Annotated in this window: 48 protein-coding genes and 1 pseudogene; 8 read left to right on the plus strand and 41 right to left on the minus strand. The window is 50.9% G+C overall.

The window, feature by feature from the left end; translation table 11 throughout:
• Positions 1-64: 64 nt before the first annotated feature.
• A complete protein-coding gene (locus tag ACI2I2_RS23480) occupies positions 65-298 on the minus strand; it encodes a hypothetical protein (RefSeq protein ID WP_404660135.1) in 234 nt (77 codons plus the stop codon).
• Between the two features lie 28 nt (positions 299-326).
• On the opposite strand from ACI2I2_RS23480, the gene ACI2I2_RS23485 reads away from it, so the two are divergent.
• Positions 327-881: a gamma carbonic anhydrase family protein gene (locus tag ACI2I2_RS23485; RefSeq protein ID WP_330985822.1), complete on the plus strand. Its 555-nt coding sequence runs from the start codon at positions 327-329 to the stop codon at positions 879-881.
• Here ACI2I2_RS23485 and ACI2I2_RS23490 read toward each other — a convergent pair.
• Genes ACI2I2_RS23490 through dprA form a run of 6 tightly spaced genes read right to left on the minus strand, consistent with a single transcriptional unit; the run spans position 857 to position 4,648 of the window.
• On the minus strand, positions 857-1,114 hold the full coding sequence (locus tag ACI2I2_RS23490) for a DUF1488 domain-containing protein (RefSeq protein WP_404660136.1): 258 nt from the start codon (positions 1,112-1,114) through the stop codon (positions 857-859). The two genes, ACI2I2_RS23485 and ACI2I2_RS23490, sit on opposite strands and share 25 nt — an antisense overlap.
• A complete protein-coding gene (gene aroE, locus ACI2I2_RS23495) occupies positions 1,111-1,929 on the minus strand; it encodes a shikimate dehydrogenase (RefSeq protein WP_404660137.1) in 819 nt (272 codons plus the stop codon). Before aroE ends, ACI2I2_RS23490 begins: the two co-directional genes overlap by 4 nt.
• A gap of 4 nt (positions 1,930-1,933) precedes the next feature.
• Positions 1,934-2,506 carry an L-threonylcarbamoyladenylate synthase type 1 TsaC gene (tsaC, locus tag ACI2I2_RS23500; protein ID WP_404660138.1) on the minus strand — a complete coding sequence of 191 codons (573 nt, stop codon included), beginning with the start codon at positions 2,504-2,506 and terminating at the stop codon, positions 1,934-1,936.
• Positions 2,503-3,051: a topoisomerase DNA-binding C4 zinc finger domain-containing protein gene (locus tag ACI2I2_RS23505; protein WP_330985818.1), complete on the minus strand. Its 549-nt coding sequence runs from the start codon at positions 3,049-3,051 to the stop codon at positions 2,503-2,505. Before ACI2I2_RS23505 ends, tsaC begins: the two co-directional genes overlap by 4 nt.
• A 27-nt stretch (positions 3,052-3,078) precedes the next feature.
• Positions 3,079-3,552, minus strand: coding sequence for a DUF494 family protein Smg (gene smg / locus ACI2I2_RS23510; RefSeq protein WP_330985817.1), 474 nt, complete (start codon positions 3,550-3,552; stop codon positions 3,079-3,081).
• Complete coding sequence (gene dprA / locus ACI2I2_RS23515) at positions 3,524-4,648, minus strand: DNA-protecting protein DprA (protein WP_404660139.1); 1,125 nt, start codon at positions 4,646-4,648, stop codon at positions 3,524-3,526. Before dprA ends, smg begins: the two co-directional genes overlap by 29 nt.
• Positions 4,649-4,779: 131 nt before the next feature.
• Here dprA and def point away from each other — a divergent pair, with 131 nt between their 5' ends.
• From def to mscL, 5 genes are all read left to right on the plus strand, one after another.
• Positions 4,780-5,289, plus strand: a complete 510-nt coding sequence (gene def / locus ACI2I2_RS23520) for a peptide deformylase (protein WP_330985815.1) — start codon at positions 4,780-4,782, stop codon at positions 5,287-5,289.
• A 14-nt stretch (positions 5,290-5,303) separates the two neighbouring features.
• On the plus strand, positions 5,304-6,251 hold the full coding sequence (gene fmt / locus ACI2I2_RS23525; RefSeq protein ID WP_404660140.1) for a methionyl-tRNA formyltransferase: 948 nt from the start codon (positions 5,304-5,306) through the stop codon (positions 6,249-6,251).
• Between the two features lie 50 nt (positions 6,252-6,301).
• Positions 6,302-7,591 (plus strand): 16S rRNA (cytosine(967)-C(5))-methyltransferase RsmB, encoded by a 1,290-nt coding sequence (rsmB, locus tag ACI2I2_RS23530; RefSeq protein WP_404660141.1) that lies wholly within the window; start codon positions 6,302-6,304, stop codon positions 7,589-7,591.
• Positions 7,592-7,612: 21 nt separating this feature from the next.
• Complete coding sequence (gene trkA / locus ACI2I2_RS23535; protein WP_404660142.1) at positions 7,613-8,989, plus strand: Trk system potassium transporter TrkA; 1,377 nt, start codon at positions 7,613-7,615, stop codon at positions 8,987-8,989.
• A gap of 147 nt (positions 8,990-9,136) precedes the next feature.
• The gene (gene mscL / locus ACI2I2_RS23540) at positions 9,137-9,547 is read left to right on the plus strand and encodes a large-conductance mechanosensitive channel protein MscL (protein WP_330985811.1); all 411 of its coding nucleotides are present in this window, start codon (positions 9,137-9,139) and stop codon (positions 9,545-9,547) included.
• On the opposite strand, the gene ACI2I2_RS23545 is transcribed toward mscL, so the two are convergent.
• From ACI2I2_RS23545 to rpsJ, 31 genes are all read right to left on the minus strand, one after another.
• The gene (locus tag ACI2I2_RS23545; RefSeq protein ID WP_330985810.1) at positions 9,548-9,763 is read right to left on the minus strand and encodes an alternative ribosome-rescue factor A; all 216 of its coding nucleotides are present in this window, start codon (positions 9,761-9,763) and stop codon (positions 9,548-9,550) included.
• A 57-nt stretch (positions 9,764-9,820) separates the two neighbouring features.
• A complete protein-coding gene (gene zntR, locus ACI2I2_RS23550; RefSeq protein ID WP_404660143.1) occupies positions 9,821-10,246 on the minus strand; it encodes a Zn(2+)-responsive transcriptional regulator in 426 nt (141 codons plus the stop codon).
• Positions 10,246-10,617 (minus strand): DUF1992 domain-containing protein, encoded by a 372-nt coding sequence (locus tag ACI2I2_RS23555; protein WP_404660145.1) that lies wholly within the window; start codon positions 10,615-10,617, stop codon positions 10,246-10,248. The genes zntR and ACI2I2_RS23555 overlap by 1 nt, the downstream gene beginning before the upstream one ends.
• A gap of 104 nt (positions 10,618-10,721) precedes the next feature.
• Positions 10,722-11,108 (minus strand): 50S ribosomal protein L17, encoded by a 387-nt coding sequence (gene rplQ / locus ACI2I2_RS23560; RefSeq protein WP_330985807.1) that lies wholly within the window; start codon positions 11,106-11,108, stop codon positions 10,722-10,724.
• Between the two features lie 40 nt (positions 11,109-11,148).
• Positions 11,149-12,138 carry a DNA-directed RNA polymerase subunit alpha gene (locus tag ACI2I2_RS23565; protein WP_002438685.1) on the minus strand — a complete coding sequence of 330 codons (990 nt, stop codon included), beginning with the start codon at positions 12,136-12,138 and terminating at the stop codon, positions 11,149-11,151.
• A 25-nt stretch (positions 12,139-12,163) separates the two neighbouring features.
• Positions 12,164-12,784 carry a 30S ribosomal protein S4 gene (gene rpsD / locus ACI2I2_RS23570; RefSeq protein WP_097165007.1) on the minus strand — a complete coding sequence of 207 codons (621 nt, stop codon included), beginning with the start codon at positions 12,782-12,784 and terminating at the stop codon, positions 12,164-12,166.
• A 34-nt stretch (positions 12,785-12,818) separates the two neighbouring features.
• Positions 12,819-13,208, minus strand: coding sequence for a 30S ribosomal protein S11 (gene rpsK, locus ACI2I2_RS23575; protein WP_043081126.1), 390 nt, complete (start codon positions 13,206-13,208; stop codon positions 12,819-12,821).
• Positions 13,209-13,224: 16 nt separating this feature from the next.
• Positions 13,225-13,581 (minus strand): 30S ribosomal protein S13, encoded by a 357-nt coding sequence (gene rpsM / locus ACI2I2_RS23580; RefSeq protein ID WP_003031135.1) that lies wholly within the window; start codon positions 13,579-13,581, stop codon positions 13,225-13,227.
• Positions 13,582-13,728: 147 nt separating this feature from the next.
• Positions 13,729-13,845 carry a 50S ribosomal protein L36 gene (gene rpmJ / locus ACI2I2_RS23585; protein WP_000868187.1) on the minus strand — a complete coding sequence of 39 codons (117 nt, stop codon included), beginning with the start codon at positions 13,843-13,845 and terminating at the stop codon, positions 13,729-13,731.
• A gap of 31 nt (positions 13,846-13,876) precedes the next feature.
• Entirely contained in the window at positions 13,877-15,208 is a 1,332-nt protein-coding gene (secY, locus tag ACI2I2_RS23590; RefSeq protein WP_097165005.1) for a preprotein translocase subunit SecY, read from the minus strand.
• 7 nt (positions 15,209-15,215) lie between these two features.
• A complete protein-coding gene (gene rplO / locus ACI2I2_RS23595) occupies positions 15,216-15,650 on the minus strand; it encodes a 50S ribosomal protein L15 (protein WP_097165004.1) in 435 nt (144 codons plus the stop codon).
• A 3-nt stretch (positions 15,651-15,653) separates the two neighbouring features.
• A complete protein-coding gene (gene rpmD, locus ACI2I2_RS23600; RefSeq protein WP_004846568.1) occupies positions 15,654-15,833 on the minus strand; it encodes a 50S ribosomal protein L30 in 180 nt (59 codons plus the stop codon).
• A 6-nt stretch (positions 15,834-15,839) separates the two neighbouring features.
• Positions 15,840-16,340 (minus strand): 30S ribosomal protein S5, encoded by a 501-nt coding sequence (gene rpsE / locus ACI2I2_RS23605; protein WP_002438697.1) that lies wholly within the window; start codon positions 16,338-16,340, stop codon positions 15,840-15,842.
• A gap of 14 nt (positions 16,341-16,354) precedes the next feature.
• Positions 16,355-16,708: a 50S ribosomal protein L18 gene (rplR, locus tag ACI2I2_RS23610; protein ID WP_039076817.1), complete on the minus strand. Its 354-nt coding sequence runs from the start codon at positions 16,706-16,708 to the stop codon at positions 16,355-16,357.
• Between the two features lie 9 nt (positions 16,709-16,717).
• The gene (gene rplF / locus ACI2I2_RS23615) at positions 16,718-17,251 is read right to left on the minus strand and encodes a 50S ribosomal protein L6 (RefSeq protein ID WP_330985805.1); all 534 of its coding nucleotides are present in this window, start codon (positions 17,249-17,251) and stop codon (positions 16,718-16,720) included.
• Positions 17,252-17,263: 12 nt separating this feature from the next.
• A complete protein-coding gene (gene rpsH / locus ACI2I2_RS23620) occupies positions 17,264-17,656 on the minus strand; it encodes a 30S ribosomal protein S8 (RefSeq protein ID WP_042396027.1) in 393 nt (130 codons plus the stop codon).
• Between the two features lie 33 nt (positions 17,657-17,689).
• The gene (gene rpsN, locus ACI2I2_RS23625) at positions 17,690-17,995 is read right to left on the minus strand and encodes a 30S ribosomal protein S14 (protein WP_074780832.1); all 306 of its coding nucleotides are present in this window, start codon (positions 17,993-17,995) and stop codon (positions 17,690-17,692) included.
• A gap of 14 nt (positions 17,996-18,009) precedes the next feature.
• Complete coding sequence (rplE, locus tag ACI2I2_RS23630; RefSeq protein WP_031523907.1) at positions 18,010-18,549, minus strand: 50S ribosomal protein L5; 540 nt, start codon at positions 18,547-18,549, stop codon at positions 18,010-18,012.
• Between the two features lie 14 nt (positions 18,550-18,563).
• Positions 18,564-18,878, minus strand: a complete 315-nt coding sequence (rplX, locus tag ACI2I2_RS23635; RefSeq protein WP_007724317.1) for a 50S ribosomal protein L24 — start codon at positions 18,876-18,878, stop codon at positions 18,564-18,566.
• 10 nt (positions 18,879-18,888) lie between these two features.
• A complete protein-coding gene (gene rplN / locus ACI2I2_RS23640; protein ID WP_000613954.1) occupies positions 18,889-19,260 on the minus strand; it encodes a 50S ribosomal protein L14 in 372 nt (123 codons plus the stop codon).
• A gap of 165 nt (positions 19,261-19,425) precedes the next feature.
• Positions 19,426-19,680, minus strand: a complete 255-nt coding sequence (rpsQ, locus tag ACI2I2_RS23645) for a 30S ribosomal protein S17 (protein WP_097164998.1) — start codon at positions 19,678-19,680, stop codon at positions 19,426-19,428.
• On the minus strand, positions 19,680-19,871 hold the full coding sequence (gene rpmC, locus ACI2I2_RS23650; RefSeq protein WP_330985803.1) for a 50S ribosomal protein L29: 192 nt from the start codon (positions 19,869-19,871) through the stop codon (positions 19,680-19,682). The genes rpsQ and rpmC overlap by 1 nt, the downstream gene beginning before the upstream one ends.
• Positions 19,871-20,281, minus strand: coding sequence for a 50S ribosomal protein L16 (gene rplP, locus ACI2I2_RS23655; RefSeq protein WP_002919759.1), 411 nt, complete (start codon positions 20,279-20,281; stop codon positions 19,871-19,873). Before rplP ends, rpmC begins: the two co-directional genes overlap by 1 nt.
• A 12-nt stretch (positions 20,282-20,293) precedes the next feature.
• Positions 20,294-20,992 (minus strand): 30S ribosomal protein S3, encoded by a 699-nt coding sequence (rpsC, locus tag ACI2I2_RS23660; RefSeq protein WP_006817277.1) that lies wholly within the window; start codon positions 20,990-20,992, stop codon positions 20,294-20,296.
• Positions 20,993-21,009: 17 nt separating this feature from the next.
• Entirely contained in the window at positions 21,010-21,342 is a 333-nt protein-coding gene (gene rplV / locus ACI2I2_RS23665; protein ID WP_002919773.1) for a 50S ribosomal protein L22, read from the minus strand.
• 14 nt (positions 21,343-21,356) lie between these two features.
• Positions 21,357-21,635 carry a 30S ribosomal protein S19 gene (rpsS, locus tag ACI2I2_RS23670; RefSeq protein ID WP_001138115.1) on the minus strand — a complete coding sequence of 93 codons (279 nt, stop codon included), beginning with the start codon at positions 21,633-21,635 and terminating at the stop codon, positions 21,357-21,359.
• Positions 21,636-21,651: 16 nt separating this feature from the next.
• Positions 21,652-22,473, minus strand: a complete 822-nt coding sequence (gene rplB / locus ACI2I2_RS23675) for a 50S ribosomal protein L2 (protein WP_000301859.1) — start codon at positions 22,471-22,473, stop codon at positions 21,652-21,654.
• Between the two features lie 17 nt (positions 22,474-22,490).
• On the minus strand, positions 22,491-22,793 hold the full coding sequence (rplW, locus tag ACI2I2_RS23680) for a 50S ribosomal protein L23 (protein WP_330985802.1): 303 nt from the start codon (positions 22,791-22,793) through the stop codon (positions 22,491-22,493).
• Positions 22,790-23,395, minus strand: a complete 606-nt coding sequence (gene rplD / locus ACI2I2_RS23685; RefSeq protein WP_319629234.1) for a 50S ribosomal protein L4 — start codon at positions 23,393-23,395, stop codon at positions 22,790-22,792. The genes rplW and rplD overlap by 4 nt, the downstream gene beginning before the upstream one ends.
• 10 nt (positions 23,396-23,405) lie before the next feature.
• Positions 23,406-24,035 carry a 50S ribosomal protein L3 gene (gene rplC, locus ACI2I2_RS23690; protein ID WP_330985801.1) on the minus strand — a complete coding sequence of 210 codons (630 nt, stop codon included), beginning with the start codon at positions 24,033-24,035 and terminating at the stop codon, positions 23,406-23,408.
• 32 nt (positions 24,036-24,067) lie between these two features.
• A complete protein-coding gene (rpsJ, locus tag ACI2I2_RS23695; protein ID WP_001181005.1) occupies positions 24,068-24,379 on the minus strand; it encodes a 30S ribosomal protein S10 in 312 nt (103 codons plus the stop codon).
• 374 nt (positions 24,380-24,753) lie between these two features.
• Here rpsJ and ACI2I2_RS23700 point away from each other — a divergent pair, with 374 nt between their 5' ends.
• Positions 24,754-25,236, plus strand: a complete 483-nt coding sequence (locus ACI2I2_RS23700) for a prepilin peptidase (RefSeq protein ID WP_404660146.1) — start codon at positions 24,754-24,756, stop codon at positions 25,234-25,236.
• Here the strand turns inward: ACI2I2_RS23700 and bfr are convergent.
• Entirely contained in the window at positions 25,213-25,689 is a 477-nt protein-coding gene (gene bfr, locus ACI2I2_RS23705) for a bacterioferritin (RefSeq protein WP_404660144.1), read from the minus strand. The genes ACI2I2_RS23700 and bfr overlap by 24 nt on opposite strands.
• 73 nt (positions 25,690-25,762) lie before the next feature.
• The gene (gene bfd, locus ACI2I2_RS23710) at positions 25,763-25,957 is read right to left on the minus strand and encodes a bacterioferritin-associated ferredoxin (protein WP_097164992.1); all 195 of its coding nucleotides are present in this window, start codon (positions 25,955-25,957) and stop codon (positions 25,763-25,765) included.
• Between bfd and ACI2I2_RS23715 the strand changes: the two genes are divergently transcribed.
• Positions 25,892-26,104, plus strand: a complete 213-nt coding sequence (locus ACI2I2_RS23715; RefSeq protein WP_404660147.1) for a hypothetical protein — start codon at positions 25,892-25,894, stop codon at positions 26,102-26,104. The genes bfd and ACI2I2_RS23715 overlap by 66 nt on opposite strands.
• Positions 26,105-26,142: 38 nt before the next feature.
• On the opposite strand, the pseudogene ACI2I2_RS23720 reads toward ACI2I2_RS23715, so the two are convergent.
• Positions 26,143-26,236, minus strand: a pseudogene (locus ACI2I2_RS23720) (elongation factor Tu); the annotation flags it as partial.

Below are 26,236 nucleotides of genomic sequence, written 5' to 3' on the forward strand. Positions count from 1 at the left end.
CAGTTGCGACGCGCTTTAGCGCTCTGTCGCGAGGTGGCGTATATTACGCTTTCCTCTTTCAGAGTCAACCCTCAATTTCAGGATTTTTTCTCTTCGTTGCTACGACCATCTTGTGAAGTGTTTCACGTTGTCGTCTCAACGGATGCGCATTATAGGGATCCCAATTTTTTGCACAACCCTTTTTTTCGATCTTTTTTCTGATAGCTGTTTTTTCATTCTCTTTGCCCAGATCCCATACGATCTGCTGCTTTTTTGAGGTGTGAAAGCCCCGTTTAAGGCCGATAATAGCCGTCATCACCTGCGATCCTTTCTCTATAGAGGTAAACATGTCTGCAAATATTCGCCCTTATCAGTCTTTGCGCCCCACATTGGGTGAATGCGTAATGATCGATTCCACCAGCGTCGTTATCGGTGACGTCCGTCTTGCCGATGATGTCGGCATCTGGCCATTGGTGGTCATTCGTGGCGACGTGAACCACGTGGCTATTGGCAAACGCACCAACATTCAGGACGGCAGCGTTTTGCACGTCACCCACAAATCCGCCACCAATCCGGAAGGCAACCCGCTTATTGTGGGTGAAGACGTTACCGTAGGGCATAAAGTGATGTTGCACGGTTGCACGATCGGCAATCGCGTTCTGGTGGGAATGGGATCTATTTTACTGGACGGTGTTGTCGTAGAAGATGATGTGATGATTGGCGCTGGCAGCCTGGTGCCGCAAAACAAACGTCTGGAAAGTGGCTTTCTTTATTTGGGCAGCCCGGTAAAACAGATCCGCCCATTAAAGGAGAAGGAGCTCGAAGGCCTGAAGTACTCCGCCAACAACTATGTGAAATGGAAGAATGACTATCTGGCTCAGGAAAGCCAGAACCAACCTTGATCGTCTTCCCGCTGTTCACGGATAGCTTCTTCAGCTTCTTCCTCCAGATCCCAGCGATGCTGACGAAAACTCTCCAACCAATATGCTGGCGTGCCGCTGCCAAAGCGGCGCACCAGTGATTCCAGCGATAGCGCGCACTGCATCTGGAAGCCAGAGACTAACGCCGGGAAGCTGATGCACTGTCGGCTTTCATCCCACTCTTCGCGATCGGGAAACAGGATTGCCTGGTTCACAATGCCAGCTCTTTCTTCAGTGATGCGATCACGGGTGCAATCTCAGGCATCAGGCCGTGCCAAAGCAATACCGCGTGTGCTGCCTGTGCCACTAACATTCCCAAACCATCTGCACACTGTCTGGCACCCTGTTGTTCACACCAGTTCAGGAATGGTGTGTTTCCTTTCTGGTAAAACATGTCATAACAATGAATGCCTGAATGAATGAGCGAAGCTGGGATCGCTGGCACATCGCCCCCGATTCCACTTGAGGTAGCGTTAATAATCAGATCGAACTCTTCACCCGCCAGCTGATCCATTGCCACCGCCCGGATGCTCCCCGTATGAGCAAAGATCGTTGCTAACTCCTGGGCTCGCGCGAAGGTGCGGTTAGTGATTGTCACCGCACAGTCGGGAGAAAGCAGCGGCATGATCACTCCGCGAGCAGCGCCACCTGCACCCACCAGCAGAATACGAAATCCTGGTTTGATAAAAGCAAGGCGCTCCAGATCGCTCAGCAAACCGATGCCATCCGTGTTATCGCCCAGCAACCGCCCATCTTCAAGGCGCTTGAGGGTATTAACCGCCCCCGCCATCGCGGCACGCTCCGTCAATTCATCAGCTCTGGAAAATGCTTCTTCTTTAAAGGGCACTGTGACGTTGCAGCCCTTTCCACCTGCAGCCAGGAACGCGTCCAGGGCTGCGTTAAAGGCTTCCCTTGGAGCAAGCACACTGCCATAGGGATGCTCAATGTTCAGCTGCAGCGCGAATTGCTGATGAATAAAAGGCGATTTGCTATGCGCAATCGGATTGCCAAAAACTGCATACGCTTCCATGAGCTTACCCCTGGCGGAAAAGTTCGCCCGTCAGGGCATCGCGAATTTCGGAAGGATTAAGCCGACCGCTGGTCTCTCCCACCACCACAGGGAACGCTTCACCAAACTGAGCGACCACTTCAGCGGTCGTCCGACAAGGAGGTTGCCCCGTCAGATTTGCACTGGTTGAAACCAGGGGTTTGCCATACGCCTTGCACAGTTCAACCACCAGCGGATGGTCGGTAACGCGTACAGCCAGGGAATCAAAACGCCCGGTAAGCCAACGCGGTGTCGAGGCGCGAGCAGGGAAAACAAACGTCACCGGCCCTGGCCATTTCGAAAAAACGGCTTCGCGCTGCGCATCAGACAGCATTGAATCGTCAATATACGGTTTGAGTTGCTCGTAATCAGCCGCGATTAAGATCAAGCCTTTTTCGACGGGCCTCTGCTTAAGTTCAAGCAAGCGCATGACGGCCGTTTCGCTGTCGGGATCGCAACCGACACCAAAAACAGCTTCAGTAGGATAAGCGATGACTTCTTTGTTTTTGAGCGCGATGAGAGCTTTCGTCACGCTTTCTGTTTGCAGGTTATTGTTCACTGATCTTTCGCCGGGACCGGCTTTCCACATTGTTTACTGGCACAGAAAAGCTTCACGCCTTGCGCCGTTTTCTTTTCGATAAGCAGTGGATAATGACACGTTGGGCATTCCCCCACTGCCGGTTTGAAATTCAGGACAAACTGGCAATCAGGATAGCGATCGCAAGAATGAAAGGTTTTGCCATAACGAGAGCGACGCTGTACCAGGTGCCCTTCATGGCACTGCGGGCACGCGATAGTCGTGTCATCAGGTTTATCGATAAGCTCGGTATGTTCACAAGCGGGATACTGGCTACACCCAATGAACATCCCAAAACGCCCCTGACGAAGCACCAGTTCAGCCCCGCATTCCGGGCAGAGTTGACCTTCCAGAATCTTAACAATATGCCCGTCCGCCTGGCTTTTCAGGGGGCGTACATAGTCACATTCCGGATAATGGGAACAACCAAGAAAGGGCCCGTGTTTACCGGACCGGATAACGAGTGGAGCCCCGCACTGTGGGCAGGGCTCGTTTTTGGGCACCGAAAACAGTGCTGATTTGGCCATAACAACTCTTGTCGCTACACAATGGAATCAGTGCAGCATACCGTCATTTACTTCGAAGAGTAATTCTTCCATTTGCTGATAGGCATTTTCACAGCCTGGAATGTTAAACAGCACCATCAGAATGACCCATTTCAGGTCTTCCAGTTCAAACTCTGCGGCATCCAGCGCCATGACGCGTTCAATAACCATTTCACGCGTTTCGAGGTTTAGCACCTGAATCTGCTCCAGGAATAACAAAAATCCCCGGCAACTGGCATCCAGCCTTTGGCACTCTTCTGCGGTATAGATACGCACAGAGAGCGGATCAGAAGCCAGCTGCATCGGCTCGGCGAGCCCTTCCTGATAGTCAGCCAGCTTTTCCAGCCAAAGTAGCGCGTTGTAGATATCTTCACGGTCAAAACCGGCGTCGGTGAGATCCCGAGTCAGCTTGTCCTGGTCCACCCGCATTTCTGCTTCGTTATGGATGTAAGTCTCAAACAAATACATCAGTACGTCGAACATGGCATGCCCTCCTCAATCGGACATAGCCGCCGGGTACAGCTGCGATCCACCCTGCTAACTCCAGTTCGAGTAATTGAGCTACCGTCACTGGCACAGGTTGGCCGGCACGTTCAGCGACAACGTCAACAGGTGTTACCTCATCTCCTACGTTAGCCAGGAGCTCCGGAAATGGCAATGCCGTGAGCTCCCTATCCGGGGAATAATTTGAATTTTCAGTCTCATCTGGCAACGGATACCGCCCGTATTGCAAATTTTCCAGAATATCCTCGACCGTGGTCACTGGCGTGGCACCCTGTTTAATCAGCCAGTGTGGCCCCTCTGAACCCGGACTCCCAAGCGGCCCGGGCAGAGCGAAAACTTCTCGTCCTTGTTCCAGCGCCGTTCGGGCAGTTACGAGCGAACCACTTTTTATCGCAGCCTCAATGACCAGCACACCGCAACTCAGACCACTGATGATGCGATTACGTCGGGGAAAATTGGCTGGCCAGGGAGGCTGAGCCAAAGGAAATTCACTGATCAGTGCGCCCCCACTTTCAAGAATGCGATGGCTCAGCGAAGCATGGCGGCGTGGATAGGTATGAAAAAGACCGTTTCCCAGTACAGCCACCGTTTTCCCTGAAGCAGCCAGTGTTGCACGATGGGCTATGCCATCAATGCCCAGCGCCAGCCCGCTGGTAATCGTGAACCCTTTGCGTGACAACGCTTCACTAAATGCGGTTCCCCAGCGTTCACCGTACAAGGAGTGATTACGGCTGCCGACAATGGCGACCTGTATAGAGGAAAGCAAAGTGACATTCCCGGCGACAAATAACGCAATGGGATAATCGGTTGTCGCTCGTAATACTGAAGGGAAAGCAGGATCGTTTGCGCTAAGCAGAGAATGATCGGGCTCTTCCAGCCAGGCCAGTGTCTGCGATAACTCCCGCTCTGAGAGGGAGAAAAATTGCTGAATTTGCTTTAGCGTCAACCCCTTTGCTTTTAGCCGTTCAGCATCGAGGGTTCCATCATTACAAAGCTGACTGAGCAAGGTGGACGCGATATCGCCATACACACCCTTCACTGTCATCAGGCGAAGCACTATTTCTGTGGGTGTCATCCTTTGTCCCCCTTGCCACATGCACGTTGAGCAATCTTTGCGATTGGTCACTGATGCTGTCAATCAGAGGGGGATTTGTCTAGAATAGAGGTAATAATCTTTCCAACTCCTGAACACAACTCTGGATAATTATGTCAGTTTTGCAAGTGTTACATATCCCGGACGAGCGTCTTCGCAAAATCGCTGAACCGGTTAAAGAAGTGAATGCAGAAATTCAGCGTATCGTTGACGATATGTTTGACACCATGTACGCCGAAGAAGGCATTGGCCTGGCGGCTACACAGGTGGATATTCATCAGCGCATCATTGTCATCGATGTCTCTGAAAACCGTGATGAGCAACTGGTACTGATCAACCCTGAACTGCTGGAGAAAGAAGGCGAAACAGGGATTGAAGAAGGTTGCCTGTCTATTCCTGAACAACGCGCCCTGGTGCCACGTGCAGAGAAAGTGAAAATCCGTGCGCTCAACCGTGAAGGTAAAGCGTTCGAACTGGAAGCTGATGGCCTGCTGGCAATCTGCATTCAGCACGAGATGGATCATCTGGTGGGCAAACTGTTCATCGACTATCTGTCACCGCTGAAACAGCAGCGCATCCGCCAGAAAGTTGAGAAACTGGATCGCTTAAACGCCCGCGCTTAAGGATAAGAACACTCGTGTCAGAATCACTTCGCATTATTTTCGCAGGTACCCCTGACTTTGCAGCGCGTCATCTTGACGCGCTGTTGTCTTCCGGGCACCAGGTCGTGGGTGTCTTCACCCAGCCCGATCGTCCGGCTGGCCGCGGTAAAAAGCTAATGCCTTCCCCGGTTAAAGTCCTGGCTGAAGAGAAAGGTCTGCCGGTTTTCCAGCCCGCATCACTTCGCCCGCAGGAAAACCAGCAGCTCGTTGCCGAGCTTAACGCCGATGTCATGGTAGTGGTTGCCTACGGTCTTATCCTGCCCAAAGCGGTGCTGGATATGCCGCGCCTCGGTTGCATCAATGTGCATGGATCGTTGCTCCCACGCTGGCGTGGTGCAGCACCTATTCAGCGTTCTTTGTGGGCTGGTGATGCCGAAACAGGCGTCACTATCATGCAAATGGACGTCGGTCTGGATACTGGAGATATGCTCCACAAGCTCTCCTGCCCGATTACGGCAGAAGACACGAGCGGTTCCCTGTACGATAAGCTCGCTGAGCTGGGCCCGAAAGGACTGATAGAAACGCTGCAACAACTGGCAAGCGGGACGGCAAAACCTGAAGTTCAGGATGAAGCACTGGTCACGCACGCCGAAAAGCTCAGCAAAGAAGAAGCCCGTGTTGACTGGTCACTCTCTGCCGCACAGCTTGAGCGCTGCATTCGCGCCTTCAATCCATGGCCAATGAGTTGGCTTGAGATTGACGGGCAGCCGGTAAAAATCTGGCAGGCCAGCGTTATTAACGAAAAAACGAATGCCCAGCCCGGCACCATTGTGGATGTCAGCAAGCAAGGTATTCAGGTGGCGACAGCAGAGGGCATTCTGAATCTTCAATCGCTACAGCCTGCGGGCAAAAATGCGATGAGCGCTCAGGATCTGTTAAATTCACGTCGGGAATGGTTTATTCCCGGCAACCGTCTCGCCTGACGGTTCTTATTTCAAGCCCGGTACTGCCGGGCCTTTTCATTTTTAAGCATATGAAAAAGAATATTAATTTACGTAGCCTCGCCGCCCAGGCTGTCGAGCAGGTCGTTGAGAAGGGTCAGTCACTGAGTAATGTACTGCCCGGACTGCAGCAAAAAGTGGGCGAAAAAGACCGGGCACTTTTGCAGGAACTCTGCTTCGGTGTCCTTCGTACTCTTTCCCAGCTTGAGTGGTTCATCAATAAATTGATGGAACGCCCGATGACAGGCAAGCAGCGTACCGTTCATTACCTGATTATGGTTGGACTGTATCAACTCCTGCACACCCGCATTCCAGCACACGCTGCTCTTGCCGAAACAGTGGAAGGTGCTGTAGCAATTAAACGCCCACAGCTTAAGGGCCTGATTAACGGCGTCCTGCGTCAGTTTCAGCGAAATCAAGAAGCGTTGCAGGCAGAGTTTTCCACAACAGAGCTTCGTTTCCTGCATCCATCCTGGCTAGTGAAGCGCATTAAGAAAGCTTATCCGCAGCAATGGGAAGCGATTCTTGAGGCAAATAACCAGCGTCCACCAATGTGGCTTCGCGTGAACCGCAATCATCATAGTCGCGATGAATGGATGGCGTTGTCAGAAGAAGCCGGGATCACTGGGTTTTCTCACCCTGACTATCCCGATGCCGTGCGTCTGGAAACCCCTGTGTCTGTCCAGGCTTTACCTGGATTTAACGAAGGGTGGGTCACGGTTCAGGATGCATCAGCTCAAGGCTGCATGAATTTCCTGCGACCGGAAAACGGCGAGGTGCTCCTCGATCTTTGCGCGGCACCCGGCGGTAAAACCACACACATTCTTGAAGTAGCACCACAAGCCAATGTGATGGCGGTAGATATCGATGAACAACGCCTGTCACGTGTCTATGAAAACCTTAAGCGTCTTGGGATGAAAGCTCAGGTCAAGCAGGGTGACGGCCGCTTCCCTTCTCAGTGGTGTGGCGAGCAACAGTTTGACCGTATTCTGTTAGATGCCCCCTGTTCCGCAACTGGCGTCATTCGTCGCCATCCGGATATTAAATGGCTGCGCCGCGATCGAGACATCGCCGAACTGGCCCAACTGCAGGCGGAAATTCTGGATGCGACCTGGTCGCACCTGAAAACCGGCGGCACTTTGGTTTACGCAACCTGTTCCATTCTGCCTGAAGAAAACAGTGAACAAATTGCCGCATTCCTGAAACGCGCACCCGATGCCAAACTCACTGAAACTGGCGATGCAGCGCATCCAGGGCGACAAAACTTGCCGGCCGCAGAAGAAGGCGATGGCTTCTTCTACGCTAAGCTAATCAAACAGTGATGAATTAATGGATCGCGACTGATGAAAATTATCATTCTGGGTGCCGGACAAGTTGGCGGCACACTGGCGGAAAACCTGGTCGGCGAGAATAACGACATTACCGTCGTCGATACCAATGGCGATCGCTTACGCAGCCTGCAGGACAAATTCGATTTGCGTGTCGTACAAGGGCATGGCTCTCACCCGCGTGTTTTACGCGAAGCGGGAGCAGATGATGCTGACATGCTGGTCGCCGTCACCAGTTCGGACGAAACAAATATGGTCGCCTGTCAGGTTGCCTATTCGCTCTTTAATACGCCAAATCGTATCGCCCGAATCAGGGCTCCGGACTATGTGCGTGATGCAGAAAAACTCTTCCATTCTGAAGCCGTGCCTATCGATCACCTGATTGCCCCAGAGCAGTTGGTTATCGACAATATTTACCGTCTGATTGAATACCCGGGCGCATTGCAGGTGGTCAATTTTGCCGAAGGCAAAGTCAGCCTCGCCGTAGTAAAAGCCTATTATGGCGGACCACTGGTTGGGAATGCGCTGTCCACTATGCGCGAGCATATGCCGCACATCGATACACGCGTGGCCGCTATTTTCCGTCATGACCGTCCGATTCGCCCACAGGGTTCCACCATCGTCGAAGCGGGTGATGAAGTCTTCTTCATTGCCGCATCACAGCATATTCGTGCCGTAATGAGCGAGCTTCAACGCCTTGAAAAGCCTTATAAGCGCATCATGCTAGTCGGCGGGGGCAACATTGGCGCCGGCCTCGCGCATCGTCTGGAAAAAGACTACAGCGTAAAACTGATCGAACGCGACCAGCAACGTGCCTCTGAACTGGCCGAAAAGCTGCAAAATACGATCGTCTTTTACGGCGACGCGTCTGATCAGGAATTACTGGCTGAAGAGCATATTGATCAAGTCGATCTGTTTATCGCCGTCACCAATGATGACGAAGCGAATATCATGTCGGCCATGCTGGCCAAGCGAATGGGTGCTAAGAAAGTGATGGTGCTTATCCAACGCCGCGCTTACGTCGATTTGGTCCAGGGAAGCGTAATTGATATTGCGATATCTCCGCAGCAAGCAACGATCTCTGCGCTTTTAAGTCATGTCCGCAAAGCAGATATCGTGGGAGTCTCTTCACTGCGTCGCGGTGTCGCAGAAGCCATCGAAGCTGTGGCTCACGGTGATGAAAGCACCTCTCGCGTTGTTGGACGAGTGATTGACGATATAAAACTGCCGCCAGGAACGATTATCGGAGCCGTTGTGCGTGGTAACGAAGTAATGATTGCCAATGACAATCTTCGCATTGAACAAGGCGATCACGTCATTATGTTCCTGACAGATAAAAAGTTTATTACCGACGTCGAAAGGCTATTCCAGCCAAGTCCATTCTTTCTGTAACGACGTCAGGGCGCCCATCACGGCGCCCTTTTTAATTAACCCTTTATATTACATGGCTTATTTATTCCATCTGACATCAGCCCGGCAATGGCAATCGACTAAACATTTGTTAAACTTATAAACGTCAGCCAGCACAAGGAGTATAAAATGAGCATTATTAAAGAGTTTCGCGAATTCGCGATGCGCGGGAATGTTGTCGATTTGGCAGTGGGTGTGATTATTGGTGCAGCATTTGGCAAGATCGTGTCGTCACTGGTTGCCGATATTATTATGCCACCGTTAGGTCTGCTGATTGGGGGTATCGACTTCAAACAATTTGCCGTGACCCTGCGTGACGCACAAGGCGATGTGCCTGCTGTCGTAATGCATTACGGTGTGTTTATTCAGAATATTTTTGATTTCGTCATCGTGGCATTTGCCATTTTTATGGCAATCAAGCTGATAAACAAACTGAATCGTAAGAAAGAAGAGCCGGCTGCAGCGCCTGCCCCTTCAAAAGAAGAAGTCTTGCTGGCTGAGATCCGCGATCTGCTGAAAGAGCAAAATAATCGCTCTTAATCAGACTGCAGAAACAAGAAAGCCAGTGGTAAAAAAGTGCATCACTCTTTTGCCACTGGCCTCCCAGTTCCCTCGATTACCCTGTTTCCCTTTACGCTGATAACTTCCTTTCCCTTTCTTATTCTTCTCAACTCGCTGGCGAAAAAGCGGGTCATGCAACAGGGCTTCGATAGCATTATCTTTAATCTGCCCCTTCGTATGCTGATAGCGGCTCATAATATCTCCGGTAGGTGGGTTAATTCGGCGCGAGTGTAATCCTCTGCTTAGGGGAAATCAACACCCTGATTTGTCGGCTTCTGCACCTTGTTCTAACGCTTCAAGAATTGAACAGTAGACGCTACTGTGCGCAGAACCGCAGCAGGCATCATTGAGTCGCTGTAAAGAACGCCGCATCGTTTCTAATTCGGCAATGCGCGCCTCAACTTCACCTAATCTGGCCTGAACGATGCTTTTCGATTCCTGACAGGTGTGATGTTCGGGATCGATACGGATCGATAACAGTTCACGGATCGCTTCAAGTGTGAACCCTAACTGCCGTCCATGACGAATAAAACGCAGACGCTGCAGGTCGCTGTCCGAATAAAGTCTGAAGCCACCTTCAGTACGGACATCATGATCCATCATTTGCTGCTTTTCGTAATAGCGAATGGTGTCGGGTGTCACGCCAGCCAGTTTCGCTAACTCACCTATACGTAACATTATGACTCTCCATTGATTTTATTGAGGAGTTTCCCCGCATAGTCGCCATGAAGAAAGTCAGTGTTGAGTCCGGCTTGTTTAAGCTTTAGCTCAAGCAACGTGAATTGGCGGTGAAGTTCATTGAATCGCGGGTCGTCTTCACGAACGGTTTGCAGGAGATCGGCAAGCTGGAGTGCTTGCTTGCGCTGTTCAAGTTCTGGTGGAAGACATCCTGCATTTTTCAGCAATCTGTAACCGGCACGTAATTCTGCAGGCACATGATGGTCGTCATCAAGCTCCAAACGTTTACCACTGCCAGCCAAAGAGTCAAACTCGCCGTTACGTTGAGCATCGAGAATATGCCGTTCGGCCCACTGGTCCAGTAACCACATCATACTAACCTGAGTGAACAAAATGAGTACAGCTAGTGTAGAAGATTGGGGGGGTGAGGGTATAAAAAAACCCGCCGAAGCGGGTTTTTTTACTTCACTGCAAATTACTCTGCAGCTGCTTCTGCTTTCGCTTCTGAACGATCAACCAGCTCGATGTAAGCCATCGGCGCGTTGTCGCCTGCACGGAAACCACACTTCAGAATACGAGTGTAACCACCGGCACGGCTCGCGAAACGCGGGCCCAGTTCGTTAAACAGTTTTGCCACGATCTCGTTATCACGAGTACGGGCGAATGCCAGACGACGATTAGCAACGCTATCAGTCTTGGCAAGAGTAATCAGCGGCTCAACTACGCGACGCAGCTCTTTCGCTTTAGGCAGGGTCGTCTTGATGATCTCATGACGAACCAGTGAACCTGCCATGTTGCGGAACATAGCCTGGCGATGGCTGCTGTTGCGGTTCAGTTGACGACCACTCTTACGATGGCGCATGACCTTATCCTTCTCAGTAAAACCTTAACCTGTGATCCGGTTACTCGTCAGCAATGCTTGCCGGCGGCCAGTTTTCCAGGCGCATGCCCAGAGACAGACCACGAGAGGCCAGCACGTCTTTAATCTCGGTAAGAGATTTTTTACCCAAGTTCGGCGTTTTCAGCAACTCAACTTCGGTACGCTGTACCAGATCACCGATATAGTGGATAGCTTCTGCCTTGAGGCAGTTAGCAGAGCGGACAGTCAATTCCAGATCGTCAACAGGGCGCAGCAGGATCGGATCGAATTCTGGTTTCTCTTCTTTCACTTCCGGCTGACGTACATCACGTAAGTCAACGAAAGCTTCCAGTTGTTCAGCCAGAATGGTTGCCGCACGACGAATCGCCTCTTCAGGATCGATTGTGCCGTTGGTTTCCATTTCGATGACCAGCTTGTCCAGGTCGGTGCGCTGCTCAACACGAGCTGCTTCAACATTGTAGGCAATACGCTCTACAGGGCTGTAGCAGGCGTCGACCAGCAGACGGCCGATTGGGCGCTCATCTTCTTCCGAATGAATTCGGGCAGAAGCCGGCACATAACCGCGACCGCGCTGAACTTTGATACGCATGCTAATAGATGCGTTCTCATCGGTCAGGTGGCAGATCACATGCTGCGGCTTGACGATTTCAACATCACCGTCGTGGGTGATGTCGGCTGCGGTCACAGGGCCAATGCCAGATTTATTCAGAGTAAGAATAACTTCATCTTTACCCTGAACTCTCACCGCCAGCCCTTTCAGGTTGAGCAGGATTTCAAGGATATCTTCCTGAACGCCTTCTTTGGTGCTGTACTCATGAAGTACACCATCAATCTCAACCTCGGTCACCGCGCAACCCGGCATCGATGAGAGCAGAATACGGCGCAGTGCGTTACCCAGAGTATGGCCGAAGCCACGCTCTAAAGGCTCAAGGGTCACCTTGGCGTGCGTCGAACTCACTTGCTCGATATCGACCAGGCGCGGTTTTAGAAACTCTGTCACAGAACCCTGCATTGTGTCCTCTCTTTGGTACTAAGCTTTACTTGGAGTAAAGCTCGACGATCAGGTGTTCGTTAATGTCCGCAGACAGATCAGAACGCTCAGGCTGACGCTTGAACGTACCTTCCATCTTGCCAGCATCAACTTCCAGCCAGGTTGGCTTTTCACGCTGCTCAGCCAGCTCAAGAGCGGCTTTCACGCGAGATTGCTTTTTCGCTTTCTCACGAACGCTGACAACGTCATTCGCTTTAACCTGATAAGAAGCGATGTTAACAACACGACCGTTTACCATGATAGCTTTGTGGCTAACCAGCTGACGTGATTCAGCACGAGTAGCGCCGAAGCCCATACGGTATACAACGTTGTCCAGACGACCTTCCAGCAGAGCCAACAGGTTTTCACCGGTGTTGCCTTTCAGACGTGCTGCTTCTTTGTAGTAGTTACGGAACTGACGCTCCAGCACACCGTAGATACGGCGAACTTTTTGCTTTTCACGCAACTGCACACCATAGTCAGACAGACGCGGTTTACGCGCACCGTGCTGGCCAGGAGCTTGTTCAATTTTACACTTGGTATCGATCGCGCGAACGCCAGACTTCAGGAAGAGGTCTGTGCCCTCGCGACGGCTCAGCTTGAGCTTAGGACCCAAATATCTTGCCATTTTCTTTCTCCAACAATCCTAGAAAACGAGCGCGTTATACGCGACGTTTTTTCGGCGGACGACAACCGTTATGAGGGATCGGAGTCACATCAGTAATATTAGTGATGCGGAAACCAGCGGCGTTCAGAGCACGAATAGTAGATTCGCGACCTGGACCCGGACCTTTGACCATAACTTCCAGATTCTTGATACCGTAATCTTTTACGGCTTCAGCGCAACGCTCTGCTGCAACCTGAGCTGCAAACGGAGTGGATTTGCGTGAACCACGGAAACCGGAACCACCGGCTGTTGCCCAACCCAGTGCGTTACCCTGGCGATCGCTGATGGTAACGATGGTGTTGTTGAAAGAAGCATGGATATGAGCCACGCCGTCAGAGACTTGTTTTCTTACACGCTTACGTGCACGAACTGGTGCCTTTGCCATTATTCAATCACCCCGATTATTTCTTGATCGGTTTGCGCGGACCCTTACGGGTACGTGCGTTGGTCTTAGTACGCTGACCGCGCACTGGCAGACCACGACGATGACGCAAACCGCGATAGCAACCAAGGTCCATCAGACGCTTGATGCTCATGCTAACTTCACGGCGCAGATCACCTTCAACGACAAATTTGGCAACTTCGTCACGCAGCGTGTCGATTTGTTCTTCAGACAGCTCACTGATCTTAACATCTTCAGCGATACCCGCTGCAGCCAGAATGGCTTTAGAACGGGTCTTGCCGACGCCATAGATCGAAGTTAATGCGATCACGGCATGTTTCTGATCAGGAATGTTAATGCCTGCTATACGGGCCACTATGCACTCCTACTATTTAATATGTACGCACCATGCCGAAAAGCCCGTTTTCAGGATACTCAAATGGATACGTACAGACATACAAAAAGATTGGCTGGCTAATCTAGCCAGCTCAACCCAACTTTGCAAGAAAAATATGCGAATTAATCAGCCTTGGCGCTGTTTATGCTTCGGCTCGGCACTGCAAATCACACGGATGACACCATCACGCTTAACGATTTTGCAGTTACGGCATAATTTCTTGACGGAAGCACGAACTTTCATTTTTACTCTCCGTAACTTCTCGGGCGCCCTGTTAGCGGCCGTAGCCTTTCAGGTTCGCCTTCTTCAATGCAGACTCATACTGACTAGACATCATCAGAGTTTGCACTTGAGCCATAAAGTCCATAATCACGACAACAACGATGAGTAGCGATGTTCCACCGAAGTAGAACGGCACTTTCATTGCATCACGCATGAACTCCGGGATCAGGCAGATAAAAGTGATGTACAACGCACCAACCAGAGTCAGGCGGGTCATTACTTTATCGATATACTTCGCCGTTTGTTCTCCCGGACGAATTCCTGGTACGAATGCACCGGACTTCTTCAGGTTATCTGCTGTTTCACGTGGGTTGAAAACCAACGCTGTGTAGAAGAAACAGAAGAAGATGATTGCAGACGCATAGAGTAACACATAAAGCGGTTGTCCAGGCTGCAAATACAGCGAAATTGTTGTCAGCCAGTTCCAACCAGTACCGCCCCCGAACCATGACGCGATGGTCGCCGGGAACAGAATAATACTGGAAGCGAAGATTGCCGGGATTACCCCCGCCATATTCACTTTCAGCGGCAAATGTGTGCTCTGTGCAGCATAGACACGACGACCCTGTTGACGTTTCGCGTAGTTTACCACAATGCGGCGTTGACCACGTTCAACAAAGACAACAAAGAAGGTCACTGCAAATACTAATACTGCAACCAACAGCAACAGGAGGAAGTGCAGGTCACCTTGACGCGCTTGCTCGATAGTATGGGCGATGGCTGGCGGGAGACCCGCAACAATACCAGCGAAGATAATGATTGAGATACCGTTACCGATACCACGCTCAGTAATCTGTTCGCCGAGCCACATCAGGAACATGGTTCCTGTGACCAGACTTACAACAGCGGTGAAATAGAATGCAAAGCCTGGATTAATCACCAGACCTTGCATACCAGGCATATTCGGCAGACCGGTAGCAATACCGGTTGCCTGGAATATTGCCAGCACCAGAGTGCCGTAGCGGGTGTACTGGCTAATCTTGCGACGGCCAGATTCCCCTTCCTTCTTGATCTCCGCTAACGTTGGATGAACCACCGTCAGAAGCTGGATAATGATCGATGCCGAAATATACGGCATGATCCCCAGCGCGAAGATAGAAGCACGGCTGAGTGCACCACCAGAGAACATGTTAAACATTTCAATGATGGTGCCTCGCTGTTGCTCAAGCAGTTTGGCAAGTACAGCGGCATCAATACCAGGGATCGGAATAAAAGAGCCAATACGGAACACAATCAGCGCGCCGATAACAAACAGCAGTCTGCGTTTCAGCTCGCCTAAGCCACCTTTGGCACTTTGAAAATCTAATCCCGGTTGTTTAGCCATCTGCTACTTATTCCTCGATTTTACCGCCAGCAGCTTCGATAGCAGCACGAGCGCCTTTAGTCACGCGCAGGCCGTTAACAGTTACCGGACGAGTTACTTCACCAGCCAGAATCACTTTCGCGAATTCGATCTGGATGCCGATAATGTTAGCTGCTTTCAGCGTGTTCAGGTCAACTACGTCGCCTTCTACTTTAGCCAGATCAGACAGACGAACTTCAGCTGTGATCATTGCTTTGCGTGAAGTGAAACCGAACTTCGGCAGACGACGGTACAGAGGCATCTGACCACCCTCGAAACCGCGACGTACGCCACCGCCAGAACGAGAGTTCTGACCTTTGTGACCACGACCACCGGTTTTACCGAGGCCAGAACCGATACCACGACCCAGGCGTTTACCCGCCTTTTTAGAGCCTTCGGCCGGAGACAGAGTATTTAAACGCATCTCTTACTCCTCAACTTTAACCATGTAGGAAACCGCGTTGACCATACCGCGTACAGCAGGAGTATCCTCGCGCTCTACGGTGTGGCCAATACGACGCAGACCCAGGCCAAGCAGCGTTGCCTTGTGTTTCGGCAGACGACCGATTGCACTGCGGGTTTGAGTAATTTTAATAGTCTTTGCCATGGTCAATTACCCCAGAATTTCTTCAACGGATTTACCACGCTTGGCAGCGACCATTTCTGGAGAATTCATATTTTCCAGGCCATCGATAGTTGCACGAACCACGTTAATCGGGTTGGTGGAACCATACGCTTTAGCCAGAACGTTATGAACTCCAGCGACTTCCAGGACGGCGCGCATTGCACCACCGGCGATGATACCGGTACCTTCAGAAGCCGGCTGCATGAAGACACGAGAACCCGTGTGAACACCTTTTACAGGGTGTTGCAGGGTGCCGTGGTTCAGCGCGACGTTAATCATGTTGCGACGGGCTTTTTCCATCGCTTTCTGGATCGCTGCTGGAACTTCACGCGCTTTACCGTAACCAAAACCAACGCGACCGTTACCATCGCCTACTACAGTCAGAGCTGTGAAGGAGAAAATACGACCACCTTTAACGGTTTTAGATACGCGGTTAACCGCGATCAGCTTTTCCTGCAGTTCGCCAGCTTGTTTTTCGATGTGAGCCATCTTACACCTCTACCTTAGAACTGAAGGCCAGCTTCACGGGCAGCATCTGCCAGTGCCTGGACACGACCATGATATTGGAACCCGGAACGGTCAAAGGAAACATCTTTGATGCCTTTTTCCAGAGCGCGTTCAGCGACAGCTTTACCTACAGCTGCAGCAGCGTCTTTGTTACCGGTGTACTTCAGTTGTTCAGAGATAGCTTTTTCTACAGTAGAAGCAGCTACCAGAACTTCAGAACCATTCGGAGCAATTACCTGTGCGTAAATATGACGCGGGGTACGATGTACCACCAGGCGAGTTGCACCCAGCTCTTTGAGCTTGCGGCGTGCGCGGGTCGCACGACGGATACGAGCAGATTTCTTATCCATAGTGTTACCTTACTTCTTCTTAGCCTCTTTGGTACGCACGACTTCGTCGGCGTAACGAACACCCTTGCCTTTATAAGGCTCAGGACGACGGTAGGCACGCAGATCTGCTGCAACCTGACCGATCACCTGCTTATCAGCGCCTTTCAGCACGATTTCAGTTTGAGTCGGGCATTCTGCAGTAATACCTGCTGGCAGCTGATGATCAACAGGATGAGAGAAACCCAGAGACAGGTTTACTACATTTCCTTTGACCGCTGCACGATAACCTACACCAACCAGCTGCAGCTTCTTAGTGAAGCCTTCGGTAACACCGATAACCATTGAGTTCAGCAGGGCACGCGCGGTACCAGCCTGAGCCCAACCATCCACGTAACCATCACGCGGACCGAAGGTCAGTGCGTTATCAGCATGCTTAACTTCAACAGCATCGTTGAGAGTACGAGTCAGCTCGCCGTTTTTACCTTTGATCGTAATAACCTGTCCGTCGATTTTTACATCAACGCCGGCAGGAACAACGACCGGTGCTTTAGCAACACGAGACATTTTTTCCTCCGATTAGGCTACGTAGCAGATAATTTCGCCACCAAGACCAGCTTGGCGCGCTGCACGATCAGTCATAACACCTTTAGAGGTAGAAACAACTGCGATACCCAGACCGGCCATAACTTTTGGCAGCTCATCTTTTTTCTTATAGATGCGCAGACCTGGGCGGCTGACACGCTGAATGCTTTCTACAACAGCTTTACCCTGGAAGTACTTAAGAGTCACTTCCAGTTCCGGCTTGGTGTCGCCTTCAACTTTAAATTCTTCAATAAAACCTTCTTCCTTCAGCACGTTGGCAATTGCCACTTTCAGCTTGGAGGAAGGCATGGTGACCGCAGCTTTGTTCGCGGCCTGACCGTTACGGATACGGGTCAGCATATCCGCGATCGGATCTTGCATGCTCATCTGTCTTTACTCCCGTGATTCAATTGGTGACAATTACCAGCTAGCCTTTTTCAAGCCAGGTACTTCACCGCGCATTGCGGCTTCACGAAGCTTGATACGGCTCAACCCGAACTTGCCCACATAACCATGTGGACGACCAGTCTGGCGGCAGCGGTTACGCTGACGGGACGGGCTGGAATCACGCGGCAGACTCTGCAGCTTCAGAACTGCGTTCCAACGATCTTCGTCGGAAGCGTTAACATCAGAGATGATCGCTTTCAGTTCAGCGCGTTTCGCGAAGTATTTTTCAGCTAAAGCTACGCGTTTAACTTCGCGTGCTTTCATTGATTGCTTAGCCATTAAGTAACCCTACCTTACTTGCGGAACGGGAAGTCAAAGGCAGCCAGCAGAGCACGGCCTTCTTCGTCAGAATTCGCAGTAGTGGTAATGGTAATATCCAAACCACGTACGCGGTCGACTTTGTCATAGTCGATTTCTGGGAAGATGATCTGCTCACGGACACCCATGCTGTAGTTACCACGACCGTCGAATGACTTAGCGGACAGGCCACGGAAGTCACGGATACGAGGTACAGCAATAGTGATCAGGCGCTCAAAGAACTCCCACATGCGTTCGCCACGCAGAGTTACTTTACAGCCGATCGGATAGCCCTGACGGATTTTGAAGCCTGCAACTGATTTGCGTGCTTTGGTGATCAACGGCTTTTGACCGGAGATTGCTGCCAGATCAGCTGCTGCGTTATCCAGCAGTTTCTTGTCAGCGATCGCTTCACCAACACCCATGTTCAGGGTGATCTTCTCGACCCGAGGGACTTGCATGACAGAATTGTAGTTAAACTCAGTCATGAGTTTCTTAACTACTTCGTCTTTGTAGTAATCATGCAGTTTCGCCATCGTACTACTCCAAATTACTTGATAGTTTCGCTGTTAGACTTGAAGAAACGGACTTTTTTGCCGTCTTCGAATCTAAAGCCTACACGGTCAGCCTTGCCGGTTGCCGCATTGAAGAGTGCAACGTTAGAAACCTGAATTGCGGCTTCTTTTTCAACGATGCCACCTGGTTGGTTCAGGGCCGGAACCGGCTTCTGATGTTTCTTAACCAGGTTGATACCTTCAACAATGACCTTGCCGGAAGACAGGACATTTTTTACTTTACCGCGTTTACCTTTATCTTTACCGGTCAACACGATAACTTCGTCATCACGACGGATCTTCGCTGCCATGATTCGCTCCTTAGAGTACTTCTGGTGCCAGAGAGATAATTTTCATGAACTTTTCATTACGCAGTTCACGAGTTACCGGCCCAAAAATACGCGTGCCGATTGGCTGCTCGCTGTTATTGTTTAAAATAACGCATGCATTGCCATCGAAGCGAATGACAGAACCGTCCGGGCGACGAACACCCTTCTTGGTGCGCACCACTACCGCTTTCAGCACATCGCCTTTCTTCACCTTACCACGTGGAATTGCTTCCTTGATGGTAATCTTGATGATGTCGCCGACGCCTGCGTAGCGACGGTGCGAGCCACCCAGAACCTTGATACACATTACGCGACGTGCACCGGAGTTGTCGGCCACGTTCAGCATAGTCTGTTCTTGGATCATTTTAGTGCTCCGCTAATGTCAACTACTACTGAGACCCTAAAATCAGAGTCGTTAAAAAGCCCCATATCGAGGGCGCGGCATTATAACACCGCTCACAAGATAAGGGTAGAAAAAATAAACGGCTCATTGCTGAGCCGTTTATTCATAGTGAGAAGGGGTACTGTATTACAGAACCGCTTTCTCTACAACGCGAACCAGCGTCCAGGACTTAGTCTTGGACAGTGGACGGCATTCACGGATTTCAACCTTGTCGCCGATACCACATTCGTTGTTCTCGTCATGTACGTGCAGTTTGGTCGTACGCTTGATGAATTTCCCGTAGATCGGGTGCTTCACAACACGTTCGATGGCAACAACAATGGATTTCTCCATTTTATCGCTGACAACGCGACCTTGCAGAGTACGGATTTTATCGGTCATTACGCACCCGCCTTCTGAGTCAGTAAAGTCTTAACACGTGCAACATCGCGACGAACCTGCTTCAGCAGGTGAGTCTGTTGCAGCTGGCCGCTTGCAGCCTGCATACGCAGGTTGAATTGCTCGCGCAGCAGGTTAAGCAGCTCGGTGTTCAGCTCTTCAACGCTCTTTTCACGCAGCTCATTTGCTTTCATTACATCACCGTCTTAGTTACAAAGGTGGTTTTGATAGGCAGTTTCGCTGCTGCCAGGCCGAAGGCTTCACGGGCCAGCTCTTCCGGTACGCCGTCCATTTCATACAGGACTTTACCCGGCTGAATCAAGGCAACCCAATACTCCACGTTACCTTTACCTTTACCCATACGAACTTCCAGCGGCTTCTCGGTGATCGGTTTGTCCGGGAATACACGGATCCAGATCTTACCTTGACGCTTAACTGCACGGGTCATAGCACGACGTGCTGCTTCGATCTGACGTGCAGTCAGACGACCACGGCCAACAGCTTTCAGACCGAAAGTGCCGAAGCTAACATCCGTACCCTGCGCCAGACCACGGTTGCGGCCTTTGTGCACTTTACGGAATTTTGTACGCTTTGGTTGTAACATCAGCGACGCTCCTTATTTACGGCCTTTACGCTGCTGCTTTTTAGGTTGAGCAGCCGGTTCCGGTTGTTCAACAGCAGCCATACCACCAAGGATCTCACCTTTGAAGATCCATACCTTAACGCCGATTACACCGTAAGTGGTGTGCGCTTCAGAGGTGTTGTAGTCGATGTCAGCACGCAGAGTGTGCAGAGGTACGCGACCTTCGCGGTACCATTCGGTACGTGCGATTTCCGCGCCGCCCAGACGGCCGCTAACTTCAACTTTAATACCCTTCGCGCCCAGACGCATTGCGTTCTGTACAGCACGCTTCATAGCACGACGGAACATCACGCGACGTTCCAGCTGAGAAGTGATGCTGTCAGCAACCAATTTAGCGTCCAGTTCAGGCTTACGAACTTCGGCGATATTGATCTGTGCAGGAACGCCAGCGATATCCGCTACGACCTTGCGCAGTTTTTCTACGTCTTCGCCTTTCTTACCGATAACGATACCCGGGCGAGCAGTGTGAATAGTCACACGGATGCTCTTAGCCGGACGCTCGATAACGATACGAGATACGGACGCTTTAGCCAGTTCCTTAGTCAGGTACTGGCGGACTTTAAAATCGCTGTCCAGGTTGTCAGCGAATTCTTTGGTGTTCGCAAACCAGGTAGAGTTCCAAGGTTTTACAATACCCAGGCGAATACCATTAGGATGTACTTTCTGACCCATTGCTAGTCTCCAGAGTCTCAGCGATCGGACACAACCACAGTAATGTGGCTGGTGCGCTTCAGGATGCGATCTGCACGACCTTTCGCACGCGGCATAATGCGCTTCATGCTTGGGCCTTCGTCTACGAAAATTTTCGCAACTTTCAGATCGTCGATGTCAGCGCCATCGTTGTGTTCAGCGTTAGCAATGGCAGATTCCAGAACTTTCTTGACCAGTACAGCCGCTTTCTTATTGGTGTAGGTCAGAATATCCAGGGCCTGCGACACTTTCTTACCGCGAATCAGGTCTGCAACAAGGCGAACCTTCTGAGCAGAAGAACGAGCATGGCGATGTTGAGCTAAAGTTTCCATCTCTTCCTCCTACCTTATTTCTTCTTCGCTTTTTTATCAGCAGCGTGGCCGCGATAAGTACGAGTCGGTGCGAATTCACCCAGTTTGTGACCGACCATTTCGTCGGAAACAAATACCGGAACGTGCTGACGACCATTATGGACAGCGATGGTCAAACCGATCATGTTAGGAAAGATCGTTGAACGACGGGACCAAGTGCGCAGGGGCTTCTTGTCACCGCTTTCCACCGCTTTCTCTACCTTCTTCAGCAAGTGCAGGTCAATAAAAGGACCTTTCTTGAGAGAACGTGGCATGGCTTATCCTCTAATATTATTTGCTACGGCGACGTACGATAAATTTATCAGTACGCTTGTTGCTGCGGGTCTTCTTACCTTTGGTCTGAACGCCCCACGGAGTTACCGGGTGCTTACCAAAGTTACGACCTTCACCACCACCATGTGGGTGGTCGACTGGGTTCATCGCAGTACCGCGAACGGTAGGACGAACACCACGCCAGCGTGCAGCACCAGCTTTACCCAGAACGCGCAGCATATGCTCAGCATTGCCAACTTCGCCCAGGGTTGCACGGCAGTCTGCTTCGACTTTACGCATTTCACCAGAACGCAGACGCAGGGTGACATAAGCACCATCACGAGCAACGATCTGAACGTAAGTACCAGCGGAACGTGCCAGCTGACCGCCTTTACCTGGTTTCATTTCTACGTTATGAACGGTAGAACCAACCGGGATATTGCGCATCGGCAGGGTGTTACCTGCTTTGATTGCAGCATCAACGCCAGACTGAATCTGGTCGCCAGCTTTCAGGCCTTTAGGGGCCAGGATGTAACGGCGTTCGCCGTCTTTGTACAGAACCAGCGCGATGTTCGCGGAACGGTTCGGATCGTACTCAAGACGTTCAACAACTGCTGGGATACCGTCTTTGTTGCGTTTAAAGTCAACAATACGATAAGCCTGCTTATGGCCACCACCGATGTGACGAGTGGTGATACGGCCATTGTTGTTACGACCACCGGATTTGCTGTTTTTTTCCAGCAACGGAGCAAAAGGTTTGCCCTTGTGCAGCTCTGGGTTAACCACTTTAACAACGTGGCGACGACCCGGAGATGTCGGTTTACATTTAACAACTGCCATTGTATTACTCCTCCGACTTACTCAGCGCCGCCAGCGAAGTCCAGATTCTGGCCTTCTTCCAGGGTGACGTAAGCTTTTTTCCAGTCGCTACGACGACCGATACGCTGTCCGTGACGTTTCACCTTGCCTTTAACAACCAGGGTACGTACGGTGTCAACTTTGACTTCAAACAGTTTCTGCACAGCAGCTTTGATTTCTGCTTTAGTCGCGTCTTTAGCAACTTTGAGAACGATGGTATTGGTTTTTTCCATCGCGGTAGACGCTTTTTCAGAAACGTGCGGTGCACGCAGCACCTTCAGCAGACGTTCTTCACGAATCATGCCAGCATCTCCTCAACTTGCTTAACAGCATCAGCCGTCATTACAACTTTGTCGAAGGCGATCAGGCTAACCGGGTCGATACCGTTCGCGTCACGTACGTCAACCTTGTGCAGGTTACGCGCGGCCAGGAACAGGTTCTCGTCCAGCTCACCGGTGATGATCAGCACATCTTCCAGAGCCATGTCTTTCAGTTTCTGTGCCAGCAGCTTAGTTTTAGGCGCTTCTACAGAGAACGTCTCGACAACGATCAGACGATCCTGACGTACCAGTTCGGACAGAATGCTTTTCAGCGCGCCGCGGTACATCTTTTTGTTTACTTTTTGACTGTGGTCCTGCGGGCGAGCAGCGAAGGTTACGCCACCGGAACGCCAGATCGGGCTCTTAATAGAACCTGAACGCGCACGGCCGGTACCTTTCTGGCGCCACGGCTTTTTGCCGGAACCAGTTACTTCAGCACGAGTCTTCTGAGCACGAGTACCCTGACGAGCACCAGCTGCATAAGCAACAACAACCTGGTGAACCAGCGCTTCGTTGAAATCACGACCGAAGGTAGTTTCGGAAACAGTCAGCGCGCTTTGCGCGTCTTTCAATACTAATTCCATTGCTATCCCCTTACGCCTTCACAGCTGGTTTAATGATCAGGTCGCAGCCGGTTGCACCCGGAACACCACCTTTAACCAGCAGCAGGTTGCGCTCAGCGTCAACACGTACTACGTCCAGGCTCTGAACGGTTACACGCTCATTACCCAGCTGACCTGCCATTTTCTTGCCTTTGAACACTTTGCCCGGAGTCTGGTTCTGACCGATAGAACCCGGAACGCGGTGAGACAAGGAGTTACCGTGAGTCGCGTCCTGGGTACGGAAGTTCCAGCGCTTAACGGTACCGGCGAAACCTTTACCTTTAGAGGTACCGGTTACGTCAACTTTTTTAACTTCAGCAAACAGCTCAACGCTAATGTCCTGACCTACGGTGAACTCTTCGCCTTCTGCAAGACGGAATTCCCAAAGACCACGGCCAGCTTCTACGCCAGCTTTAGCGAAGTGACCCGCTTCCGGCTTGGTTACACGGTTAGCTTTTTTAGCACCGGTGGTAACCTGAACAGCACGGTAGCCGTCGTTAGCCAGGTCTTTAACCTGAGTAACGCGGTTTGCTTCAACTTCGATTACGGTTACTGGGATAGATACGCCATCTTCAGTGAAGATGCGGGTCATGCCCACTTTTTTACCGACTAAACCAATCATTGTATCAACCTCTCAATCGCTCGATGACCTGATTAACCCAGGCTGATCTGCACGTCTACACCGGCAGCCAGGTCCAGACGCATCAGAGCATCAACGGTTTTCTCGGTTGGCTCAACGATGTCAACCAGACGCTTGTGAGTGCGAATCTCGTACTGATCACGCGCGTCTTTGTTAACGTGCGGAGAGATCAGAACGGTAAAGCGCTCTTTGCGGGTCGGCAGCGGGATCGGACCGCGTACCTGCGCACCAGTGCGCTTGGCAGTCTCGACGATTTCCGCGGTTGATTGATCGATCAGACGATGATCAAACGCTTTCAGGCGGATACGGATTCTTTGGTTCTGCATGAGACCAGAGCTCCAATTATTTTATAAACGAAATGGCCACTCCTCACACCCATTACGATTGATGGGGGAGCGTAACCGTTCTTGCGTAGTTCCCCAATTGGGAACATTGTCGATAACTAACTGCGTTATCGGAGCTCATATCGAACTCGCCGTCAATTTTGACAAGCCCGCGCATTATACGCAAATCTCCAGTTGAAGCAAGCGGTGTTTATAAATCAGCCATTCTGCTTCTGCGAACGCCCTTTCAATTTTCCCTGCAACCCTGCACAAAGTGTGACTTCCCTGGAACCGGACTCGCGAAACGGGGAAAGGCCGATATTCGCCATGATGGGTTTCCTGTCAGACTGCCCCACGCTCTACATGGATGATGAATGATGCTTTTTGCCGCCCTCCCCTTCCTCACCCTCTACACGATATTGACGCTCGTACTGGGGTGGCATGACGGTAGAACAGGCTTATTACCCGACCGTTTTACCTGTCCGTTACTCTGGGGTGGGCTGTTGTTTTATGCCTGTCTTTTACCGCATGCTCTGGTCAATGCAGTCTTCGGGGCCGTACTTGCCTATTGTGCGTTTGCCACGTTGTGTTGGGCGTTTCGTAAGCTCTTCAGGCAGGAAGGAATGGGATACGGAGATGTGAAATATTTTGCTGCGTTGGGTGCCTGGCACGGGTGGCAACAACTTCCAGAATTGGCCACTTTTGCAAGTGTTCTGGCTTTGGCATGGGTAGGCTTTCAGGTACTCGTTTCAGGGTCATCAGAAGCAATAAAAAACCCGCTACGTTTTGGCCCATTTCTGAGCGTAGCGGGTTTCATCGTAGGTCTGAACCGTGGGTTATTCTTCCACTTTAATCTGTGACTGCAGATAATTTTGGATGCCGATTTTACCAATCAGATCCAGTTCGGTCTCGAGCCAGTCGATGTGCCCTTCTTCATCCGCGAGGATTTCAATCATCATATCGCGGCTGACATAGTCATGGACGGTATCCGCATAGGCAATAGCTTCACGCAAGTCTTTCGCGCCCTCAAGTTCCAGGCGCAAGTCGGACTGAAGCATTTCTTCTACATCTTCACCGATACCAAGCTTGCCGAGATCCTGCAGATTAGGAATGCCCTCAAGAAACAAAATGCGCTCGATATATTTATCTGCGTGTTTCATCTCATCGATGGATTCATGATATTCAACATCGTTGAGGCGAGTCAGACCCCAGTTTTTGAACATTCTCGCGTGGAGAAAGTATTGATTGATTGCGACAAGCTCATTTCCCAACAATTTATTGAGATAACTTATGATTTTAACATCACCTTTCATTTTGTAGTCCCTCCGCTTCCACTCATAGAAGCGTAGATCGGGCTACCGGGATGTCAAAAATAAAGACGGGGAGTCAGGCAGTCTCTTTAAATTCTGGCATCTGGGTTAATTCATCCTGCATGATTTCACGCGCCGCGCGGATGCATTTACCACATTGATTTCCCACGGGAATAAACTTGCGGAGTTGCTGGAAGGATTGCGGATGAAACTGACGAACAGCCTGCCGAATTTTTTTATCACTCACACCATTACACAAACAAACGTACATGATCGCTCCCGTTCAATTTATGCGCAAAGTGTAAATGAGAATAGTTATGATTACAATAGCACAAATAAGGAATCGGTGCGGCAGATGACGGGCAAAATGCTAACAAATATGTATGTGTCAATCGCAGATAACAAAAAGGGCGCCTAAGCGCCCTTTCTTATTATCCAACACTAATTAATCAATAATTAGCTGATAACTTTAGCAACAACGCCCGCGCCAACGGTACGGCCGCCTTCACGGATTGCGAAACGCAGACCGTCATCCATCGCGATTGGGTGG

It is taken from the genome of Scandinavium sp. NPDC088450, from assembly GCF_044900545.1.
GTDB lineage: Bacteria > Pseudomonadota > Gammaproteobacteria > Enterobacterales > Enterobacteriaceae > Scandinavium.